We start from the raw sequence: 20,951 nt of genomic DNA, 5'->3' as shown, positions 1-20,951 counted from the left end.
CGTCATCGCGTATTCGTCTCTCACGGGTAGCTCGACAGGCTGATTCCGACGAGCCTTCGCTCCCGCTCACTCGAATCACTGCAGGAATCGCGCCGCCACCACCTCCGGCCGGAAGTCGTCTAGCCACGCTTCTTTCACCGCCGGCTTCTCGCCCTCCAGGGCCTGCTGGATGCCCGCCGCCAGACCGGCCTCGTCATGGGGTACCACGCACTCCTCCAACTCACCCTTCAGGATCGTGCGGATGCCCCCGGGGCAGTCGACGCTGAGCACCGGCGTGCCACAGGCCATGGCCTCGAACAGCACGATGCCCATGCCCTCGAAGCGCGAACTGAGCACGAAGAGCCTCGCATGGCGCATCCAGGGATAGGGGTTGCTGCGCTGGCCGGCGAAGATCACGCGCTCGGCGATACCCAACTCCTTCGCCAACGCCTCTAAACGACCTCGCTCCTGCCCGTCGCCGACCAGTACCAGCGGCAGTGTCACTTGCGAGCGCGCATAGGCCCTGAGCAGCAGCGCCTGGTCCTTGGCCGGCACCAGCCGGGCCACATTGACGATATAGGGCCCGTCGGGGAGATCGGGCTCCGGCTCGACCATCTGCCGGCGAATGCCCGCGAGCGGACAGGGGTTAGGAATCACGTTCAGCGAGGCCGGCTCGAAGTGCCAGACCTGCATGGCCTCACGCGTGCTATCGGCGACGCCCTCGGAGACGGTCACCAGATGGCGCCGATGGTAGAGGCAATGCGCAAAGAGCCGACGACGCCAGTTGGCTTCATCCACATGAAGGATGTTTTCCAGCACGTAGCGCCCGCGCGCATCGCGAAAGCTCCAGACCAGTTCGAAGGTGCCGACACCCCGAAAGATGATGCGATCAACTCGGCCGTGGCGACGCTCGAAGGCCTTGAGCCAGAGTCGGAAGACCACGCCGCCCATGATACCGGTACCGAGAAACAGGGAACGCTTGACCAGGGGGTTCAAGAACAGCCGTGCCAGCAACTCCAGCACGAGCCCAACCCCGGTCAGCCGGCTCCACCAGCGCAGGGCCAGGGCATGCTGCTGCACCTTCGGGTGCTCCGGCGCCAGCGGCCTGTCCACCTGGCGCAGGCTGAGCAAGTGGCTCTCATGGCCGGCCTCGGCGAAGGCATCGGCCAGGTTCACCGCGACACGCTCCATCCCCCCCATCTTGAGGGAACGCACCACCACCAGGGTACGCATCAGCTTCCCCTTCGGAAGAGGACGGGAAAGACACGCTGGCCACTTTCTACCTGCCAGCGCCAGATGTGGGTGACCAGGCCGCCCAGAACCAAGGCCTGGAGGTAAGTTCCCGTCCAGAAGAAGCTATAGGACTCGAACTGATTCACGATCCCGTAGAAGACGAAGTATGCCAGGCCAAAGAGGGCCATATCACTCGGCATGACGCCGGCTCGCCATGCTTTCCAAGTGCCCAACCCAACCCAAGCGACGAGAGCAGCCATGACGAGCAGCCCCAAGACGCCATAGCTGACTAAGAGCTCTAGTAGCGTGTTGTGTAGGTGGCCATAGTTGTTCTGGGTCTGAGGAGGCAACCAATCGGTGTGATCGATGACCAAACCACGCCCTTCTTCCCCCCAGCCCACCAAGGGGCGCTCTGCGATCCAATCAAACGATGCCCGCCAGGATAACAGTCGATTACCGATGCTACTGTAAGGAATCTCCTTCCAGTCTCCTTCCATGGCTTGTGTGATCACGCTGCGCTCAGCCTCCAGCCGCTTCTCCACGGCGTCCTGAAACCACCACCCCGAGGCGACAACAGCGATGAATAACAGCACTACGCCCACCAGGGCTGGCTTGCCCCAGCGGCCCCGATGGCCCACCACATAGGCATGCAGGGCGATAACGGCCGCCATCATGATCAGCACCACCATCATGGCCAGCCACACTGCACGGGTCTGGGTGATCCCGATTCCCACCAGGCAGGAGCCCGCGGCCCATCCCCATCCCAGCCGTCGCACCCAGGCCATCCGGCCAAGTGCCAGGCAACGCCTGGAAAAGCAGAGCAGACCGATCAGCGCAGCACCGAAGAACAGGGCCGTGTGCTGGGCATTGCGGATGCCGAAGTCCACTCGCCTTCCGTTCAGCCCGAGTTGCCAGTGGGTCAGGTTACCGTCGATTAACCAGACCACCGCCATCAGGCCAACCAAGGCCAGCACCCAGGCCAGCAGCGTGGCCCGAGTACTCCCCCCCAGCCACCAGGCCAGGCCGATGAACAGGAACCACTTAGCCAGCCGGTCGAGCTGGGGGGTGTCCGTCATCCACTGGGGATGGTGAAGGTATCCCCCCACCCAGCTGAGGAGCTGGACGACGATCACCGCCAGCAGAAACCATAGTGCTCCGCTACTCCGGATACCCCGGCCCCAGCGCAGCACGGCGAACAGGCCACCAAGGGCCATGAGCGTACCGGCTAGCTCGCCCACATCGGGAGCGGCCAGGCGCAGCCCGGCATAGAGCAGCGCGCACCCAAGGCCGAGCCAGCAGAGCCAAAGGGGAGAGCGCCAGAAGGGGGACGATTCACCGGGATCGAGAAGGGAAAGGGGAGATTTCACGGCCTGCATCACTCGCCAGAATTTCAAGGAGTGGGATGATGGCGGCCTGACTTAGCAATCGCAACCTCTCCGATGGGATTGGTGAAGGAAAAATGCCCCCCCAGACATAACAAAGCCCGGCACCAGGGCCGGGCTGTACTAAGGATCGGACCGATTTCACCTCGCCCCGTCACCGGTGACGATGGTCTTCAGGGTCTTGAAGGCGATCAGCACGTCCAACCACAGCGAGAAGTGTTTGATGTAGTAGAAGTCGTATTGCAGCTTGGTGGTCATGCCGTCGACCTCAGCGGCGTAGCCCTGCTCTACCTGGGCCCAGCCGGAAATGCCCGGGCGCACCACGTGGCGATAGCTGAAGAAGGGCACGTCACGCTCGTACCACTCGGAGAGCTGCATGGACTCCGGCCTCGGGCCGATAAAGCTCATCTCGCCCTTGATCACATTGAACAACTGAGGTAATTCATCCAAGCGACATTTTCGTATAAAACGCCCTACCTTGGTGATCCGTGGATCATCGTCGCCCTCAGTGAAGCCACTCCCCTTCTGGTCGATATACATGCTGCGGAACTTGTATACACGAAACGGCACCCCCCTGAAGCCCATGCGATGCTGGATGAACAGTGCAGGCCCCGAGCTATCTAGGCGAATGGCTACGGCGACGGCTAGCATCACAGGTGTCAATAGCGGTAACAGCAACAGTGCCGATACCAAGTCGATGCAACGCTTGAAGCCCTGATAGAAGAAGGATGGCAGCAGGCTGCCATACTCATTCTCGGTCAGGTGCTCAACCTCGACCCGCCCGCTGAGAGACTCCTGAATTTGTCTAATGTGATAGACGGGAATATGGTTCAGAGTACAGCGCGCCAGGAACTTTTCCCACGCGGGGGAAAGCTCATCGGAGCGCAGGTCGGCTACTATGCCGTCATAGCGTACCCCGCCCAGGTCAGGCATTTCCAGGCGGCGGAAATCGACACCAGCCTCCGTCAACAGTTTATCGATTCGCCCCACCGGCACCACCGCCAGTTTCATACGCCGATAACGTCGCCCCAGAAAAAAAGCCAGGTAGAACCAGCCCAAGCTCATCAGGTAGCTGCCAAACAGCACCTGACGAGTGTACTCTTCTCGAGTAAAAAAAAGTACCGCCACCACGAGAAGATATGCCACCGAGATGTAGGGAGCAATAAACGCCGATAAACGAGCGCCGGGAAAACGGTGCATCCTCCGAAGCGTCCATAGTATACCAATGAAGGCCAGCCCACAGGCCAGAAGGGTATTAGTGCGGACCTGCGGCAGGTATTCCCAGAACCCCCAGCCCCAACGCTCCCAGGCCGGTAGCCCCATGACCACCAAAGCGCCAACGATCAACTGGAAAGGCCACCCAAGCAATAACCCTTCATACCAGCGCGAGTGGCGGCGCTCGTAGCGCGTATGGTTATTCATTATGAGGACCAACCTAAACAACAAAGAAGAAAAACCGTGAGCTAAAGTCAGAAAACATCACGACAGCAAGATTTTGCTATAACGCTTTGCAAGCTCACTATATTCGTAATTATCTTCGGCCAAAGCTTTTGCATTCAACCCCATCTTACCAAGGTCCTCCTTTGACAAAGAGGACAAGCTACTCACTGCTTCACAAAGCTCCTCAGGAGACTCAGGGGAAACTTTTACTCCTGCCAGCGCCTCACCGACAGGGTTATAATCACCTGAGTCGACAGCATAGATTATTGGCTTACTTGCACACATATAATCAAACAACTTGTTTGGTGAAACTCCAAACCTGAACAGCGGGTCTTTCTTAAGCCCTATATAACAAACATCAAAATAGCTCAGCATACTCTGAACTTGCTTCTTAGCTATGCGACCCACAATAGTCGCATTTTCAAGACCATATAAACTAATCGCCTCACAAACCGAGTCTCTTTCCTCACCATCCCCCACGATAACAAAATGAATGCTTTCATCATTCCGAAGCAGCCTTGCCGCCTCTACTAAAGTCGTCAGATTATTGGCTCTACCGATTGCTCCTGCGTATCCGACAATAAACTTATCCTTGGGAATCAAAGATGAAACATGAGCATCAAGTGGAATCTTATCGGAAACTTCACTCTCCGAGTACCCGTTAGGCACCCAGGAAAACTTATCCTTCTGCATGCCATGGTTAACCATATGCTTATAAGAGTATTTAAGGTTTGATACAACCAGATCTGAACGCCGATAAGCTCTGCGCTCTATCCACTGAAAAAAACGGATAACTGGATGCTTGGGTGAATAGCCACCAACCTCACATAGTGTGAGAGGCCAAATATCACGAACCTCAAAAACAAGCTTCGCCCCAAAACGTTTCGCCAAGCGTTCAGCTCCTAAATACCCAACAAGCGGTGGAGAAGAGTAAACAATAACATCCGGCGAAGCCTTGAGATACTTAGGTAGAAGACGCAACCTCCAAGCAAAAACCGACCAACCTATAGCTCGTAATGCACTACTAGCCTTTGAGTATTCCGGCACTCCAATACGAACAAACTTAATACCATCAACATTTTCAACATCAACAGGCCGATCAACAATTGGCATTTCCCGCAGATGATGACAGAAGCTTGCAGCAACTACACAGACATTGAAACCAAGCCTTGCCATCTCCACACCAAGATAATAACTTCTCCCCGCATAGCCTGACCCGGGAGTCGACGCGTCTTGATTAATAATCCAAATGGTTTTTTTCTTCGAAGATTGAGTCATCTTGCACTCTCAACGAGCTGCTGAACGATCCTGGCAGATGCTCTACCCCCGCCATAAATGCTATGACTATCCACAATTTTACGGTCATAGTGCCTTTGAGAAGCTCTCACGATCTTGCATGAGCTCGCACCTACAAGCTCATTGACACCGGCTGAGATAAGCTCAACCCACTCAGTCTGATCGCGCATGGTCACACAAGCTTTGCCAAAAAAGAAGGCTTCCTTCTGAACACCACCGCTGTCAGTCAATACAAGGCCACAGTGATCCAACAGCCATACCATCTCAAAATAGCCAACCGGGTCGATAAGGTGAACATCGAGTGATAGCCCTGCATTTGCTACTAGCTTTCGTGTCCGCGGGTGCAGAGGCAGAACGACCGGAGCCTGTTCCTGATGGAGGTTATTCAACGCCTGAACGATACTCGCCAAGCGTTGAGGATCATCAGTATTCTCGGCCCTATGCAACGTCGCCAGAATAAAATGCTCCGGAAGGTTGCCACCCGCTGGTGGAACAGACCTCTTGGCAAACAACAAAGCAGCATCTTGCATCACATCGCCTACCTGCATCACTTTCACAGGCTTATGCGAAAACCCCTCAGCTTCCAGATTCTTGACTGCGGTTTCTGTAGGACAAAACAACAGGTCACTGACCTGGTCTGTCAGGATACGATTGACCTCCTCTGGCATGCGCATATTGAAGCTGCGCAGTCCCGCCTCAACATGCGCGACCGGCACGTGGAGTTTGGCCGCCGCCAAAGCCCCCGCCAAGGTAGAGTTGGTATCTCCATATACCAACACCCGGTCTGGTTTCTGCTCTACGATGGCCTGCTCAATCTCGACAAGCATCCGCCCCGTCATCTCACCATGGCGGCCGCCATGGATATCCAACTGGATATCCGGCTTGGGGATGCCTAACTGATCGAAGAAGACTTCCGACATATTGGCATCGAAGTGCTGCCCCGTGTGCAGCATGATTTCTTCAATGCCCTCGGCTTGTAGGATAGCGCGAGAAACCACACTAGCTTTGATGAACTGAGGCCTTGCGCCGATGATGGTGAGGATGCGTTGCATTATCGACCTTTTTGAAAGTTAGATATAGTTTTCTCATAAACGCCTAGCATCTCATGAATGCAAGCGTCCCATGAATAATTTTTGCCAACATGGTGCTGGGCAGCGAGGCCCATGCAATGACGAAGTTCAGGGTGTAATACCAACCTCTCCAAAGCTTCAGACGCGGCCTGAGGATTTTCACGGGGTACAACAAACCCTGTTTTACCTTCTATTGTGACTTCGGGCAATCCCCCTGCGTCTGACACCACAACTGGTCTGCATGCGGCACCCGCTTCAAGGATCGCGACGCCAAAGCTTTCCAGACGACTGAGTGCCACATATATATCAATCCTTGCTAGCTCTTCTGGAACTTTTTCATGAGGCACACGTCCCACAAACTCAATACTCCCGGAAACACCTAAGCGAGAGGCCAGTACCTCAAGGTCTGCAGATTGCTCACCATCACCTACCAACCTGAGCGTTAGCTTTGGCGCCTTCAACTCAGGGTGTGAATGCAATCGCTCTATCAGCAGAGCGAAAGCTTCAATCAGTGTATCAACACCATACTTGCAGCTCATGGTCTTGACTGTGCCTATCACCAGGGAGTGCCGCTGCTCGGCCGGCACAGGATTAATGGCCGAATATTTAGAGAGATCGATACCAAAGGGGGTAATAGCTATGTCATCCAAATCAGGAACGAGGGCACGGGTCTCCTCTGCCATGCTGTAGCTGGTTGATGCGACGCGATCTGCGGCGAGCAAATTTCGTCTGGCCAACCACTTATGCAGAGGCGATTTATGAGGGAAGTCGTAAATATCACTGCCCCATACCGACAACACCCACGGATGATAACCTACCAAGCGTGCAGTAGTGCCATAACCACTAGCGTAGTGGGCATTGACAATATCAGGCTGTATCTCACAAATCAGCTTGCGCACCGCCGGAACCATCGTAAAATACCCCAACACACTTCGGAATGGCAACGAGTGCACCTTCACCGCTGGATCAAAAGGGTCAGCAATCGGATGCTGAGTGATCACATGGACTTCATGAGCAGCGTCGCTTAAGCCGTTTGCCCAACGAACAGTGTGTATGGAATTACTCGCTGCAAGCAATACGATTTTCATCATAGATTTCTTTTTTTGATAAACCATTTAGCGCTATCGCCATACCAATCATCAACCACATAGGCAATAAATATATCACTGAACTTGCTGAAACAGCTGACACTAAAAATGTCATCATGGCAACAAATAAAGAACCCGCTTGATAGCGATAGAAATTATCGAATGATTTTTTATAAACCTTATACAAATTATAAGATAAAGAAAAATACCAAACCATAAAAAAACTAAAAAAAACAAATCCTGCATCAACGAGAATTTCGACCCAAAAGTTATGCATTGAGGTAAACTTACCGGCTACTCCACCCAACCGCTCTTGTACGTACTGCGAACCACCACCACCAACACCTATACCTCCAGAACTCCATAAAGCGTTCAAGCCATTTTGAATCAGCTGTTGTCTAGCGCCTATACTATTTGTTGATTCTTCTTGTTCAAACAAATAACTATAAGCAGCATCTCCTGTCCATGCGAGCTCAGCAACTCTTTTGTATTCAGACTGTTTTAGAACCTCTATGCTATTAACAAATAAACTAAAACTTAAAAAAAGAACAACCAAAGCCGATAAAAAATAACTCCACCCCTTGATGAACAAAAAGACAAAAAATCCAAATACTAACGCCAAAAAAGCACCTCGGGACCCAGCCATTACAATCAGCAGGAGAATACTTAGCATACCGATTATCTTCATAAGATAATTCCGGTGAAAAAGAAAAAATGGTGCTACTAAAGTCATTGCAACAGAAAAATTGTTAGGATTCCCCCAAAATGAAGTCGGTACTGACCTTATTAACTCATGAACAGAATAATCAATTTCGCTAAAATTAGTAGCATCTCTTCCAAAGAGTTTTGCATACTCAGAATAGGGTGATGTTGGCAACCTAAAAGAAGTAAATGACTCCAAAAATGCGATCGCAATAGCCAATAAAAAACAATATTTTAAAACAGAATATAGAGATAAGTAGCGCTGCCTGGTAACGGCATAAGCGCTAACTATAAAAGCAATTGATATGCCGACAGCTATATAAAAAAGATACCTTAACGTATATAAAGGCTCGACACTCCAAAGAATTCCCAGCGCATACCAAAAAAACATAAAATATAAAAATGATATAAAATGGCTCTTGGGCTTTATTATTGTGCTTTGCCTTCCATTTTGAACAAAGCAACAAAGAAAAGAAAAAACAAAGATAACAAGTGCAACATGAAACAAGTAAAGTTTTGAGTAACCTACCCCACTGCCAAAAACCGCACTAGCAAAAAAAAACAAGACAACTGTAGAAAACTTTATTTTCATAAAGCACCGACAGTTGTTACTTCCTTGCCTAAACGTTCGTCCCATGTCAATATCTTTGTTTTTTCAAGCACCCTTACGTTATTTAATATCTCGCATTTCATATTTTCATCATATATTAAATTATACATATCTTTAGCAATGACTGAATAATCTATGTTCTTAGGATCATAGATTAGACCATGCTTTTTATGCTGAATCCACTTACCAGTATCACCATTATCTAAAGTTACTATTATTTTATTTGCTCTAATGGCCTCTAGCAGCGGATTACCAACATTTGACGAGTCATACATTGATAAAAATATATCAGCATTTAATAAAAAAGATGTAACCGACGAGTGGCTTAAAGCTCCAACAAATATGACATTTTTTTGCAAGCCAAGACAATTACAAAGCTCCTCAAGGTATGCTTTTTGTTCTCCCTCTCCAATTATATAATAAACGAAATCAGTATATCCAAGTTCCAAAAATTTATTTAGTATATGAAGGTTCCTGTCGACTCTTTTCCATCCCACTAATCTTGATACTGACATGAAAGTTAAACTGCTTGATTTCTCGAAAGGTTTTCCTAATTTTTTTGGCAATAAGTCAACACCATTTGTCCAAAAAACCATATTGTATGGTTTTTTACCTTTTATCTTCCTTACAGCCTGATCTCCTTGGGTACCATCATCTGTCATGATTAGCAAGTCAGAATTTGCTCGTATAGCTAAAACCAAGTCAAGGTTGAAAATAACTCTTAAAACCTGCTTATTGACAAACATTTCATTTAAAAAAGACCCTTGAAAACGTGAAACTAATTTAGTTCTTTTGGGCAAGAACGGCTTCAATAAATTCATGGCAAGCACTCCTTGGAGTTCATAGCCGTAAATCACATCATATTGGTTGCTTTTCAGGAGCTTTTTGGCTTTTGCAAACAACCTAATAATAACAATTAAACTTGCTAGCTTGCTTAGCAAGAGCCCAAGATAACGACCAGCATAACTCCTCACCTTAGGAAAAGGCCAATAGAATCTAGTAACATTTACTCCATCGATATTTATCTCATCCTCATAGAAATAGTTACCATCTGGGCAATTATCTCTTGCGACAAGGCAATTAACTTCCCATCCGGCAATTACATAGGACTCCGGAGTTTTTCTAATAACCTGTATTGATTTTTCTTTGAAGTCTAGAGCAGACAAGAACAACACTTTTTTCATCTCAAATCTTCTTTATCACTTTTGCAGGATTGCCAGCTAAAACTACAGCATTATCTAGAAAAGACTTAGTGACAACGGCACCAGCACCAATGACACAACCATTCCCAATTTTAACGCCTGGCAAAATAACGGCATTAGCACCTATCCAAACATTATCACCAATCTCAATTTTTTCCGTGCTGACACTTCTTCTTCCCTCATGAAGCTCATGATTAGCACTAATAATTTTTACTCCCGGAGCAATCAAAATGCCACGCCCAAATTTTATCCCATTTAATGACTGGACATACAAGCAGTTACTTGATGCAAAGCTCACCAATATATTTAGATCATCTTTAACGTACTCAATGTTGTCGCCAACAAATACCGAGGTATAGTTTACTGAACTCTTTACATGCGCGTTAATTCTACAGACTCTTTGGAAAATGAAATTTAAAACAACTTTCCCCACACCAACCTTGTTGATGAATATAGCCTTATCGTAAACTCCCAAAAGGATTAAAATTTTCTTAATCATAGAAATTTTGCCATTTTTGCTGATGTTATAAAATAGAAAAAATAGGTCATACAGAAAGATGCGGAAATCATACTTATAGCAAAATATGCAGTATCAGCGGTCACAAGGCTAAAAATTATTGATAAGAACAAAAAAAACATCCCCACTAAGTTGATGTGCTGTTTTTCAGCTATATAAATCACAAAACTTAATGGATTGACCACAAACCTGAAAAACAAGGCAGGGATTAACAACTGTGCATATTTTCCTGCCTCACGCCATGAATCGCCAAATACGAATGTAAACAGATCCTCAACCCAAATATACAAAGCTATACTCGGTGGCAACGCCATAAAAAAAAGAACCAGAAATGTTTTTTTGAAGATTTTCCTACAATGACCATCTCGTTTGTAATCTTCACTAGCCTTCTGCTTAAAAACATCTAGCACCGAGGTTGATATTAAGGTTATGGGTGCCTGCAAAACTCTCTGCGTCAAATAGTAAAAACCAGCCGTAGATGATGAAAAAAAACTTGCTAGTAGAATATTCGGCGCTTGGTTTGCAGCCAGATTTATCAAGGTAGTAGGCACGTCAAGGATCGGAAACTTTTTATACCGCTTTGCTATAGCGATAACCTTCAAAGCAGAGAAAGGAAAGCAGAAATAATTTAATAATAAACTCTTCCTTAATAAAAAAAACAATGAGGTAGCTTGGCCTACCCCCCCCCCCCATATCAACCCTGATGAAGAACCTATACAACCAAGTGCTAGCTGAGAAAAATTAGTAGCACTACTTTGCATGACACGATTAGTTGCCATTACCTTATATCTTTTATTTTTTATATGCCAATAGCTCAGGGTCTGGTAAAAACCGGATATAATTACACTAATTGGCACCAAATATAGCCAAAACGAAATTTCCGGCCTATTCAAAATTTCCGCTATAGCATCGTTGAACAACAATACTATTAAAAAAAGGCAAAGAGTAAGAAAGGATGTAACAAGCAAAGAGAGGCATGCAACATGGAATACATTCTCTTTTTTTTCAGGTAACATAATAGCTAGCTCATATCGGCCAGATACAACAGACCCCAATACTGATGTGATTGCCATATACAATGCAAACAACCCAAAATCTTCAGGTGTAAAGATACGAGTTAAGATTGGACTTATAGCAATTGGAATAGCTTGCGCAACAGAAGTCCCAGTCATAAGAGTAACAATATTCCGACTGAACTCAGTGCTCTCAACCCTTATTTTCATTTTATTTGACACGCACGCATTTAAATAAACCACTCACTTGTTAGAGGAAAGGAATTAAATATTCACACTTGTTCTACAATAAAAGTTTTCCTCTGTTAGCAGCCAGAGAAATTCTTCAGCAATTTACCCGGGATGCAGGTTCGTGGACATCAAATTGCACAAACAAGCAACCACGAACGAAAGACCCGGGCCAATATCTAGGCAGTGCCCTACAACATCACGGATAGCCAGTTGGCCCGCCAGTTTGGAGTCGCAACCGCAACCACCCTGGACTAGCGCTAACGTTTGACCTTTCCCCCAGAAACCGGTCCACCGGCAATGTGAGATGTCCGCTACGTTTACCCTGATAGCCGGAGATCTCGCGATGAAGCGTAATCGACATACCGAAGAGCAGGTCATCACCATCCTCAAGGCCCATGAGCGCGGCGTCTCGGTGGCCGAGCTGGCTCGGCAGAATGGTGTCACCGAGCAGACCATCTATCGCTGGAAGGCCAAGTACGGTGGTATGGAGGTATCAGAGGCCAAGCGTCTGCGGGAGCTGGAGGCAGAGAATGCCCGCCTGAAGAAGCTGCTGGCGGAAAGCGCTCTCGATAATGCCGCCCTCAAAGAGATCGTCTCGGGAAAGTGGTGACGCCCGAAGCGAAGCGGCGGGCGGTAACGCACCTGGTGACAGGCGGCTGGCTCAGCCAGCGACATGCCTGTCGATTGCTGGGCCTGCCACGGTCGGTGGCTCGCTACCAAGCGATGCCGCGTGACGATGAGCCGCTTCGGGCCCGACTGAACGCCTTGGCGACCTGCTACCCCCGCTACGGCTACCTGCTGCTGCACGCTTTGTTGCGTCAGGAGGGCCTGGTGGTGAATCGCAAGCGAACTTACCGGCTGTACCGTGAAGCTGGGCTTCAGGTCCGCACCCGGCGGCGCAAGCGACTGGTGCGGCCAAGAGCGCCAATGCCATGTCCAGACAGGCCCAACCAGCGCTGGTCGATGGACTTCGTCTCAGATCAGCTGGCCTCGGGGCGCCGATTCCGGGTGCTGAACATCGTGGACGACTTCAGCAGAGAGTGTGTTGGTAAGCTGGTGGACACGTCCATTTCCGGGCGTCGCTTGGCCAGGTTCCTGGATGACATTGCGCAGCAGCGTGCGCTGCCCGCGTCGGTTGTCTGCGATAACGGCCCCGAACTGACCAGCAAGGCGATGTTCTTCTGGGCGCGTGAGCGGAAGGTCACGCTGGCCTTCATACAGCCGGGCAAGCCGACACAGAATGCCTTCATCGAGAGCTTCAACGGCAAGTTCCGGGATGGCTGTCTCAATCAGCACTAGTTTCTGAGCCTGAACGATGCAAGACATGAAATCGACCAATGGAGGACCCACTACAACCATGTCAGACCGCACAGCTCGCTGGGCTATTTGCCACCCGTCGCTTATGCCCAGCGGTGTGCATGAAGGAGCGGTTCTCACATTGTGGTTGGACCGGTTTCTGGGGGAAAGGTCAGAACAAATGTATTGCGTTCTTTACCAAACGGGTAATCGATCACACGGTTTTCGTCACCTAGCAGGATTATAGTGTAAGACTATCAGTAACAGCACCGCTATAGCTTTTAGACCTGAATATCACACCAATATTCAGAAGCACTTATGCACTCAAGGCCTTCACCACTTGCTGCTGGTCTTTCTTGGCCATATAGGCGTGGAACGGCAAAGAGAGTACATGCTGCGCCGCTGCATCACCCTCACGCAAGAGCGCAGTTGTATCGGATACCGCCGGTTGCTGGTTCAGGGGGGTCGGATAATGCACTGCCGTTGGCACCCCACTCTCCTTGAGTCTAACCTGCACCTTCTCTCGATTCTGCACACGAATGGTGTACTGCGCCCAAGCGCTGGTGTTGTGAGGCTCTATATGGGGCGTGGTAGTAATGCCAGCCTCGTTCAGCAGATGGCTATAGAGTTCTGCTACTTGCTGCCGCAGCATCAGTTCTTCATCGAAGATCTCCAGCTTGGGGAGCAGGATGGCGGCTTGAAGAGTATCAAGACGACTGTTTACACCTACACGAATGTGGTGATATCGGCGATCTTGGCCGTGGCAAGCTATCTGGCGCAGTGCGGTGGCCAGCTCATCGTCATTGGTGAAGATGGCCCCGCCGTCTCCATAGCAGCCCAATGGTTTGCTGGGGAAGAAACTAGTAGTGGCAATGGTGCTAAGGTTGCAGGACTTGCGCCCCTTGTAAGTGGCGCCGAAGCTCTGGGCGGCGTCTTCGATTACCGGAATGCCATGCCTATTGGCAATGGCATTGATTGAGTCAAAGTCGGCGCACTGGCCATAGAGCGAAACTGGGATGATCGCTTTGGTACGCGGTGTAATCGCCGCTTCCAACAACTTTGGGTCCAGGTTATAGATGCAAGGGTCGATATCCACGTACACTGGCCTGGCCCCCAGCAGCGCTACGGTTTCCGCCGTGGCGATGTAGGAAAACCCTGGAGTGATCACCTCATCACCAGGGCCAATGTCTAGTGCCATCTGGGCAATCTGCAAGGCATCGGTGCCGTTGGCGCAAGTGATGCAGTACTTTGCCCCAGTGTAAGCGGCAAGTTTATCCTCCAATTCCGTAACTTCCGGGCCGAGGATATATTTACCGTGAGCCAGCACCCGCTGGATGCCGTCATCGATTTTGTCCTTGATACGCGCCTGCTGAGCGGTCAGGTCGATAAACGGAATCATGCGCTCATCCTCGTGATCTGCTTACCATCCAGGTGATAACGGTCGCCGGTGTGCTGGCACACGGCCTCGCCCTGCCCCTCAAGCGGCAGGTCGAGTTGCTCGCCATACTGACTCATCCAGCCGATCTGTCCAGCCGGCACACCGACCATCAGTGCATAGGCCGGCACGTCCTTGTTGATGACGGCGCCGGCGCCGACAAAGGCGTAATCACCGATGGTCACCCCGCAGACAATGGTGCAGTTGGCGCCCAGAGTGGCGCCTTGCTTCACCAGAGTGTCTCGATACTCATCTTTCCGCTCGATCAATGAGCGCGGATTATAGACGTTGGTAAAGACCATACTGGGCCCGCAGAAGACACCTTCTTCCAGATGCACGTTATCGTACACGGAGACGTTGTTCTGAATCTTGCAGTTGTCGCCAATCGTGACCTTGTTGCCCACGAACACGCCCTGGCCCATGGAAACGTTCCTGCCGATACGGGCGCCACCACAGATGTGTACGAAGTGCCAGACGCGAGAACCTTCACCGATCTGTGCACCATCATCGACAATGGCAGAGTCATGGATCATCACGCTCATATCACACCAGCTTATTGAGGAAGGGGTGTGCTTCGCCTGCAGCGGGAATCTCAGCCTGAGCGTCGCGAATTGTATTGACGGTCTCGATGCAGTGCCGGGCATCCTCGATACCGTAACCACGCCCGGCGAGGATCTCCTGATAGCTTACAGTATGCAGGTCGGTAAAGCCGCCAGAGAATTCGATCTCGTCACTGTCCACGGTGATGGAGCGATAGGTGGGCTGCTTGCCCTGCACGCCCTCCGGCAGGTCACGGGCGTCGATGGAGAGGAACCAGGGTACCCGCGCCTTCTCATACTCCAGGTAGCCAGCAGCCTTGTCGTTACTGGCGTAATGCAGCACGTTCTTCTGCAGCCTGCCGAAGATGAAGTGCAGCATGTCGAAGAAGTGCACGCCGATGTTGGTGGCCACGCCGAAGGACTTTCGCGGGTCACCCTTCCAACTCTCCATGTACCACTTGCCGCGGGAGGTGATGTAGGTCAACTCCACCTCGTGCTTGTCGCTGCGAGACTCCTGCTCCACCTTCTGCTTTAGATCGAGGATCGCCTGATGGTGGCGAAGCTGCAAGATGTTGTAAACCCGCTGGCCGGTCTCCCGCTCGATCAGCGCCAGTTCATCCAGCAGCTCGGGGGTCGGCACCAGGGGCTTCTCGCAGATCACGTCGCACCCCAGGCGCAGGCCGGCGGCGATATGGGCATGGTGCAGGTAGTTGGGTGAGCACACCGCGACGTAGTCCAGGGCTGTCTCGGGGTTACGCTTGAGTTGCCAGGCGTGCTCCTGGAAGCGCTCGAACTCGGTGAAAAACTCGCTCTGGGGCGAGATGGAATCGATGATACCGACCGAGTCGTTGGTGTCGTAGCCGATGGCCAGATGGTGGCCGGTTTCCTTGATGGCCTTCATATGGCGGGGGGCGATGTAACCGGCAGCGCCGATCAGGGCAAAGTTCTTCATTCTCTTCCTCAGGCCTTGATGATGTGGGAGGCGGGTTCGCGGTAAGTGCCGCGGCTGTCGACGATCAGCTTGGCGTGCCGCTGGATCAACTCGAAATCGAAGCGGTCATGGTCGGTCGCCAGCACCACGGCATCGAAAGCGGTCAGGTTCTCCGCCGACAGCTCCACGCTCGCCAACTCAAAGTGATGCTCACGCATCTTGGGGAAGACCGGCACATGCGGGTCGCTATAGTTCACCTCGGCGCCCTTGGCCTCGATCAGCTCCATGATCTCCACCGACGGCGATTCGCGCATATCATCGACGTTCTTCTTATAGGCGATGCCCAGCACCAACACGCGGCTTCCCTTAAGTGCCTTGCCATGGTCATTCAGGCCATCCATCAGCTTGCCGAGCACGTACTCCGGCATGGCGCGGTTAACCTCGCCGGAGAGCTCAATGAAGCGGGTATGCAGGCCGTATTCCCGGGCCTTCCAAGTCAGGTAGAAGGGATCGATGGGGATACAGTGGCCCCCCAGGCCCGGCCCCGGATAGTAGGGCGTGAAGCCGAAGGGCTTGGTAGCGGCGGCATCAACCACCTCGAAGATATCGATCCCCATACGATCGGCAACGATCTTCATTTCATTGACCAGGCCGATGTTCACCGCGCGATGGATGTTCTCCAGCAGCTTGGTCATCTCGGCGGCCTTGGTCGAGCTGACCGGTACCAGCCGGTCGATAGCAGGTTCGTACAGCGCCATACCCACCTCACGGCAGGCCGGGGTATGCCCGCCAACCACCTTGGGAATGGTGCGAGTCTCGAAGTCCGGGTTGCCTGGATCTTCTCGCTCGGGCGAATAGACGAGGAATATATTCTCGCCCACCACCAGTCCACCTTCCTGAACCCGAGGCAGCAGCTCTTCCTCGGTGGTTCCCGGGTAGGTGGTGCTCTCCAGCGACACCACCTGGCCTTTTCGCAGGTAGGGCTTGAGCGCATCGATAGTGTTGATCACGAAGCTCATGTCCGGCTCGCGGTACTTGTTGAGCGGCGTAGGCACACACAAGATAACCGCATCGGCTTCAGCCACACGGCTGAAGTCGGCGGTAGCCTCGAAGCCGGACTTCGTCGCCCTGGCCACCTTCTCGGACGCGATGTGCTCGATATAGCTCTGGCCGGCGTTAAGCTTGTCGACTTTCTGCTGATCGATATCGATCCCCAGCACGCGGAATCCAATATCGTTATAACGCAGCATCAAGGGCAAACCGACATAGCCCAGGCCGACGATTCCGATGACGACCTCTTTGGACACCAGCTTATTAATGAGCATGGACTTCGTATTCGACATCAAGTGCTTCCTATCATCTAACGAAATTATTGGCTACCGCAGAGGACCTAGAAGTAAATTGCGTTTACTGGTTTCGCGCGCACTACATTCAAGCAAGGGGCACCTTTATCGGTGATCAAAAAACTCGTAAAACCCACTTTTCAAATACAGTATCTAAGATACCCAGGTCGGCAAAAGCTCACAAAATGTGAGAAACTGTCCTTTGAGGATCACATTTTTGTGATCTTTCGTATATCGTCGCTACCGCCACAAAACTAAGAAAAAGCCTCACATTTCCGTGAGGCGTCATCTGTAACCCTGTGATTTTATTCACCACCACCGATATGCGGCGGTTATCGAAAAGATCTTCCATAGCGTGCAAGTCTAGAGGCTAAATGTTTTCGTCATTGCAAGCGTCTTCGTTGAAACTTTTTTTCACCGCAGCAATAAATTGAGCGAAGAATGCAGCCATCAAAGCAAGCATTCCGCCCAATAACACACTAAGACTGATAATCAAGATCGCTGAGTTATTATCAGTACTTTCCTTTACAAAGGTCAGCTGGGCAAGACTGGTCACTTCGCTGGGAACGAAAAGCCTGCCATCATTGTCCTGATCTCCCTCCCCCCATGAGCCAGACTGTTGCACAAGGGCAGCATAAATCTGATCATGACGCTCAATTACAGAGGAAAGTGCACTTTCGTGAAGAGCCGCGACTGGCTCCCGTGGGGAATCAGCGGGTAAGGTCGTTACCAGACGGATAACATTGCTGCCATCCTCGTTGATGTTACGGCGTTCTTCGTAATTCACCTGCACCGGAAGATCTGATTCAAGCTTACGTCGCGCAGCAGGAATAAAGGCATCTTCAAGTTGCGTGGTTACGGCACCCAAGGGTTCGATGAATACCGTCGGCGTCTTATAGCCTACTGAGAATAACGTTGTATAGGCATTACGGGGCTCTGGACTTGTCTGTAGTGTGATCCAGGCATATCCCATTCCCGTAGCGACCACTAGGCAAAACACAACCGTCATCAATTTCCAGCGCCGGATCAGAATTTTGGCCAGGTCAACCAACGAGATTTCGTCATCAGCAGCATAGCGCGATGCCTGGACATTTGGTGATTCGTTCATGTTCTGGAGCTACCCTCAGCCAACTCGTAGGCACGCTACCGCCCAGGGATTTACCGGACGCATTCCCATGCCCTTAGTGATCAACGTGCCGGACGCAACCGCCTACTATGGCTGGGCGAGCCCAGCGTGTAGGGCTCATCAAGGCCGCCTGTAGTCAACGGCAGGCTTGCGTCCTGCAACCTGTATGCGGATCTAAACGAACAGGCATTCTACGTGACTCGCCGGCCAGGCTCCATCCGCCTGTGCAAATCACCATTCCTGTGAATCATCAAGGTGTTAAGAACGAGGGGCGCGTCGAGAAAGCCTGACCGCAGAGGTGGGTTTAAAGCCGGAGCCTCGCCCCCGGCGAGCTAAGCAGCCGTGGTGCGTCCACCTAATGCGAGAGGCTTATTACAAGACAAGCTGCCCTACTACAACTATCAGGAGCAGGCGACCAGCCGAGCCGCCCAGGCTTCACAGGCTTCGCACAGCAGCCGGTGCACCGCATCGAACACGGCAGGGGCTTGCCGGTAGGGATCAGGAATGTCCCTTCCTTGCCCCGCCTCCAGCCATCGCCCTAGTAGCAGCGTCTTGCCCAGCGCCTCGGGCACCAGGTCGGCCACCGCCTGACGCTGGCCTTCGCTCATCACCAGTACGAGATCAGCATCCCGCACCATCGCGGCGCTAAGCTGGCGAGCCCGGTGGCCGGCGAGGTCCAGACCGGCGGCCTCGGCCAGGGCTCTGGCTGTCGGTTCGACACCGCGCCCCACCAGCGCGCCTAGGCCGGCGGATTCTACCCTGTGATTCGGCAACGCACGAGCGAGCATGGCCGCTGCGACAGGGCTACGACAGATGTTGCCGGTGCAGACGACAAGGATGCGGTGGAACATTACGGGGTTTCCTATTTGCCAACTTCCAACGAGCTAATGGCGGCTCCATGCGAGATTACAGAGTGCCACAAATCGCCGTGCAAGCACGGCCCCCACAACCCCACATTACGTTCCTGCTCACCACTGCGCCTGGTGATCGGCCCCCAGGCTCACCTCAACCTGCCGCCCTGCCTCCCTCGCCCACTGCTCGATACGGGCCTTGAAGGCGAGCTGTGCGTCGCGCTCGCCGTGGACGAGGCGCACCTGGCGGGGCGGATGACGCATGCGGCGGATGAAGTCGAGCAGGTTCTGCTGGTCGGCGTGGGCCGAGTAGCCCCCCACGGTCTCGATATGGGCCCGTATATCGAGCCGCTCCCCATCGAGATTCACCCAACCGCCGCGCGGTCCATAGCGCTGGAGGTCGCGGCCCGGAGTGCCGGCGCCCTGATAGCCGATAAACACCACGGCGTGGCGCGGATCGCCGAGCATGCGCTTCAGGTAGTTGACCACCCGCCCGCCCGTGACCATGCCGCTGGCGGCGATCACCACCGCCGGTCGATGGCTACGCGCGAGATAGTCCACTGTCTGCTCGTGCTCTTCGTGGCTCGCCACGGTATAGAGGTTCTCGAAGCTCAGCGGATGACGGCCACCGCGCAGTCGCCGATGCGCCTCGGCATCCCACCAGGGCCTGAGTTGGCAGTAGACTTCGGTGAAGCGCGCGGCCAGCGGCGAGTCGACGATGATCTCGAGCTCGCGCCAGCGCGCCTCCTTGGCGCCATGGATCAGCCCCTCGAGCTCGTAAAGCAGCTCCTGGGTGCGACCGATGCTGAAAGCGGGAATCACCACGCTGCCGGCATTCACGAGTGCACGGTCGATGGCCCCCTTGAGACGTTCCCGACGAGCCTGCCGTCCCTCATGGCAGCGATCACCATAGGTGCTCTCGATCACCAGGGTGTCGGCGCGATACGGCGCCCGCGGTGCCGGCAGCAGTGGTGCATAGGGCGCCCCTAGATCACCGGAGAACACCGTGCGATGGCGCTCGCCGGTGGCACAATCAAGCGTGTCGACCTCTACATAGGCCGAGCCGAGGATATGCCCGGCGCGCTGGAGCTTGACGCGCACCCGGTGGCGCGCATCGTCGATCACGGTTTGCCACTGCCGGTAGTCCAGCGGCATCAAGCGCTTTTCCACCTCGGCCAGGAAGCGCTCGATCAGCTCGCGATCGCGAGTGAAGCCGATCTTCAGGGCATCTTCGATCACCATTGGCAGCAGCTGTGCACTGGGCACCGAGCAGAGGATCGCGCCCTCGTACCCCGCGGCCAGCAGATAGGGCAGCCGGCCGATATGGTCGATATGCACGTGGGTGACCACCAGCGCCAGCACGTCGTCGACAGGGAAGTTAACCCGGTGCTGATCGAGGCTATCGAGGTGGTCGGCGTCCTGTCCCTGGAAGAGGCCGCAGTCGACCAGCAGGGCGCGATCGTCGCTGACTTGCAGGCGGTGACAGCTGCCGGTCACGCCCTCGGCGGCGCCGTGATGAACGATCCGCGGCGAGTGCATGATGGATGGGTGCATGCGAAGAGGCCTCCCTGCCCGTTTTTTCCTGCCCACTCGTTCCTACCCACTCGTTCCTAACCACTCGTTCCTGCCTTTCCTTGCTGCCACAGTGTAGGTCAGCCAAGGATCAT

At 52.6% G+C, this 20,951-nt stretch carries 17 protein-coding genes and 1 pseudogene; 1 reads left to right on the top strand and 17 read right to left on the bottom strand.

Translation table 11 applies throughout. From position 1 onward, the window contains the following. Positions 1-75 precede the first annotated feature (75 nt). From FIU83_RS07615 to FIU83_RS07570, 10 genes are all read right to left on the bottom strand, one after another. Positions 76-1,212, bottom strand: coding sequence for a glycosyltransferase (locus FIU83_RS07615; protein WP_152483496.1), 1,137 nt, complete (start codon positions 1,210-1,212; stop codon positions 76-78). Next, the gene (locus tag FIU83_RS07610; RefSeq protein ID WP_253939563.1) at positions 1,212-2,588 is read right to left on the bottom strand and encodes an O-antigen ligase family protein; all 1,377 of its coding nucleotides are present in this window, start codon (positions 2,586-2,588) and stop codon (positions 1,212-1,214) included. The genes FIU83_RS07615 and FIU83_RS07610 overlap by 1 nt, the downstream gene beginning before the upstream one ends. Before the next feature lie 147 nt (positions 2,589-2,735). Then, on the bottom strand, positions 2,736-4,016 hold the full coding sequence (locus FIU83_RS07605; protein WP_152483495.1) for an exopolysaccharide biosynthesis polyprenyl glycosylphosphotransferase: 1,281 nt from the start codon (positions 4,014-4,016) through the stop codon (positions 2,736-2,738). Positions 4,017-4,073: 57 nt separating this feature from the next. Further along, positions 4,074-5,312 carry a glycosyltransferase family 4 protein gene (locus FIU83_RS07600; protein ID WP_152483494.1) on the bottom strand — a complete coding sequence of 413 codons (1,239 nt, stop codon included), beginning with the start codon at positions 5,310-5,312 and terminating at the stop codon, positions 4,074-4,076. Then, positions 5,309-6,382: a non-hydrolyzing UDP-N-acetylglucosamine 2-epimerase gene (gene wecB / locus FIU83_RS07595; protein ID WP_152483493.1), complete on the bottom strand. Its 1,074-nt coding sequence runs from the start codon at positions 6,380-6,382 to the stop codon at positions 5,309-5,311. The genes FIU83_RS07600 and wecB overlap by 4 nt, the downstream gene beginning before the upstream one ends. Beyond that, on the bottom strand, positions 6,382-7,488 hold the full coding sequence (locus FIU83_RS07590) for a glycosyltransferase (protein ID WP_152485290.1): 1,107 nt from the start codon (positions 7,486-7,488) through the stop codon (positions 6,382-6,384). Before FIU83_RS07590 ends, wecB begins: the two co-directional genes overlap by 1 nt. Continuing rightward, positions 7,460-8,827, bottom strand: coding sequence for an O-antigen ligase (locus FIU83_RS07585; protein ID WP_152483492.1), 1,368 nt, complete (start codon positions 8,825-8,827; stop codon positions 7,460-7,462). Before FIU83_RS07585 ends, FIU83_RS07590 begins: the two co-directional genes overlap by 29 nt. Next, complete coding sequence (locus FIU83_RS07580; protein WP_152483491.1) at positions 8,779-9,984, bottom strand: glycosyltransferase family 4 protein; 1,206 nt, start codon at positions 9,982-9,984, stop codon at positions 8,779-8,781. Before FIU83_RS07580 ends, FIU83_RS07585 begins: the two co-directional genes overlap by 49 nt. 1 nt (position 9,985) lies before the next feature. Then, on the bottom strand, positions 9,986-10,501 hold the full coding sequence (locus FIU83_RS07575) for a DapH/DapD/GlmU-related protein (protein WP_152483490.1): 516 nt from the start codon (positions 10,499-10,501) through the stop codon (positions 9,986-9,988). Continuing rightward, positions 10,498-11,742: a lipopolysaccharide biosynthesis protein gene (locus FIU83_RS07570; RefSeq protein WP_301538574.1), complete on the bottom strand. Its 1,245-nt coding sequence runs from the start codon at positions 11,740-11,742 to the stop codon at positions 10,498-10,500. The genes FIU83_RS07575 and FIU83_RS07570 overlap by 4 nt, the downstream gene beginning before the upstream one ends. Positions 11,743-12,106: 364 nt before the next feature. On the opposite strand from FIU83_RS07570, the pseudogene FIU83_RS07565 reads away from it, so the two are divergent. Continuing rightward, a pseudogene (locus FIU83_RS07565) lies at positions 12,107-13,185 on the top strand (IS3 family transposase). 190 nt (positions 13,186-13,375) lie between these two features. On the opposite strand, the gene FIU83_RS07560 reads toward FIU83_RS07565, so the two are convergent. The 7 genes from FIU83_RS07560 to FIU83_RS07530 all read right to left on the bottom strand — a co-directional run bounded on the left by FIU83_RS07560 (position 13,376) and on the right by FIU83_RS07530 (position 20,838). Next, positions 13,376-14,458: a DegT/DnrJ/EryC1/StrS aminotransferase family protein gene (locus FIU83_RS07560; RefSeq protein ID WP_152483488.1), complete on the bottom strand. Its 1,083-nt coding sequence runs from the start codon at positions 14,456-14,458 to the stop codon at positions 13,376-13,378. Beyond that, positions 14,455-15,036: a UDP-2-acetamido-3-amino-2,3-dideoxy-D-glucuronate N-acetyltransferase gene (gene wbpD / locus FIU83_RS07555; RefSeq protein ID WP_152483487.1), complete on the bottom strand. Its 582-nt coding sequence runs from the start codon at positions 15,034-15,036 to the stop codon at positions 14,455-14,457. The genes FIU83_RS07560 and wbpD overlap by 4 nt, the downstream gene beginning before the upstream one ends. 1 nt (position 15,037) lies before the next feature. Further along, positions 15,038-15,985 (bottom strand): Gfo/Idh/MocA family protein, encoded by a 948-nt coding sequence (locus tag FIU83_RS07550; RefSeq protein WP_152483486.1) that lies wholly within the window; start codon positions 15,983-15,985, stop codon positions 15,038-15,040. Between the two features lie 8 nt (positions 15,986-15,993). After that, positions 15,994-17,307 carry a UDP-N-acetyl-D-glucosamine 6-dehydrogenase gene (gene wbpA / locus FIU83_RS07545; RefSeq protein ID WP_152483485.1) on the bottom strand — a complete coding sequence of 438 codons (1,314 nt, stop codon included), beginning with the start codon at positions 17,305-17,307 and terminating at the stop codon, positions 15,994-15,996. A gap of 370 nt (positions 17,308-17,677) precedes the next feature. Then, positions 17,678-18,415 carry a hypothetical protein gene (locus tag FIU83_RS07540; RefSeq protein WP_152483484.1) on the bottom strand — a complete coding sequence of 246 codons (738 nt, stop codon included), beginning with the start codon at positions 18,413-18,415 and terminating at the stop codon, positions 17,678-17,680. Positions 18,416-18,834: 419 nt separating this feature from the next. Continuing rightward, a complete protein-coding gene (locus FIU83_RS07535) occupies positions 18,835-19,284 on the bottom strand; it encodes a low molecular weight protein-tyrosine-phosphatase (protein WP_152483483.1) in 450 nt (149 codons plus the stop codon). 117 nt (positions 19,285-19,401) lie between these two features. Beyond that, complete coding sequence (locus FIU83_RS07530) at positions 19,402-20,838, bottom strand: MBL fold metallo-hydrolase RNA specificity domain-containing protein (protein ID WP_253939562.1); 1,437 nt, start codon at positions 20,836-20,838, stop codon at positions 19,402-19,404. Positions 20,839-20,951: the final 113 nt, after the last annotated feature.

Source organism: Halomonas sp. THAF5a (genome assembly GCF_009363755.1).
GTDB lineage: Bacteria > Pseudomonadota > Gammaproteobacteria > Pseudomonadales > Halomonadaceae > Halomonas.
This window is presented reverse-complemented; position numbering and strand designations above follow the sequence as displayed.

Bases quoted from the DNA above. Each gene is read 5' to 3' on its own strand.
- FIU83_RS07540 (WP_152483484.1), bottom strand. From the start codon at position 18,415: ATGAACGAATCACCAAATGTCCAGGCATCGCGCTATGCTGCTGATGAC.
- FIU83_RS07575 (WP_152483490.1), bottom strand. From the start codon at position 10,501: ATGATTAAGAAAATTTTAATCCTTTTGGGAGTTTACGATAAGGCTATA.
- FIU83_RS07580 (WP_152483491.1), bottom strand. From the start codon at position 9,984: ATGAAAAAAGTGTTGTTCTTGTCTGCTCTAGACTTCAAAGAAAAATCA.
- FIU83_RS07560 (WP_152483488.1), bottom strand. From the start codon at position 14,458: ATGATTCCGTTTATCGACCTGACCGCTCAGCAGGCGCGTATCAAGGAC.
- FIU83_RS07610 (WP_253939563.1), bottom strand. From the start codon at position 2,588: ATGCAGGCCGTGAAATCTCCCCTTTCCCTTCTCGATCCCGGTGAATCG.
- wbpA (WP_152483485.1), bottom strand. From the start codon at position 17,307: ATGTCGAATACGAAGTCCATGCTCATTAATAAGCTGGTGTCCAAAGAG.
- FIU83_RS07535 (WP_152483483.1), bottom strand. From the start codon at position 19,284: ATGTTCCACCGCATCCTTGTCGTCTGCACCGGCAACATCTGTCGTAGC.
- wecB (WP_152483493.1), bottom strand. From the start codon at position 6,382: ATGCAACGCATCCTCACCATCATCGGCGCAAGGCCTCAGTTCATCAAA.
- FIU83_RS07590 (WP_152485290.1), bottom strand. From the start codon at position 7,488: ATGAAAATCGTATTGCTTGCAGCGAGTAATTCCATACACACTGTTCGT.
- FIU83_RS07615 (WP_152483496.1), bottom strand. From the start codon at position 1,212: ATGCGTACCCTGGTGGTGGTGCGTTCCCTCAAGATGGGGGGGATGGAG.
- FIU83_RS07550 (WP_152483486.1), bottom strand. From the start codon at position 15,985: ATGAAGAACTTTGCCCTGATCGGCGCTGCCGGTTACATCGCCCCCCGC.
- FIU83_RS07530 (WP_253939562.1), bottom strand. From the start codon at position 20,838: ATGCACCCATCCATCATGCACTCGCCGCGGATCGTTCATCACGGCGCC.
- FIU83_RS07570 (WP_301538574.1), bottom strand. From the start codon at position 11,742: ATGAAAATAAGGGTTGAGAGCACTGAGTTCAGTCGGAATATTGTTACT.
- FIU83_RS07605 (WP_152483495.1), bottom strand. From the start codon at position 4,016: ATGAATAACCATACGCGCTACGAGCGCCGCCACTCGCGCTGGTATGAA.
- FIU83_RS07585 (WP_152483492.1), bottom strand. From the start codon at position 8,827: ATGGGACGAACGTTTAGGCAAGGAAGTAACAACTGTCGGTGCTTTATG.
- FIU83_RS07600 (WP_152483494.1), bottom strand. From the start codon at position 5,312: ATGACTCAATCTTCGAAGAAAAAAACCATTTGGATTATTAATCAAGAC.
- wbpD (WP_152483487.1), bottom strand. From the start codon at position 15,036: ATGAGCGTGATGATCCATGACTCTGCCATTGTCGATGATGGTGCACAG.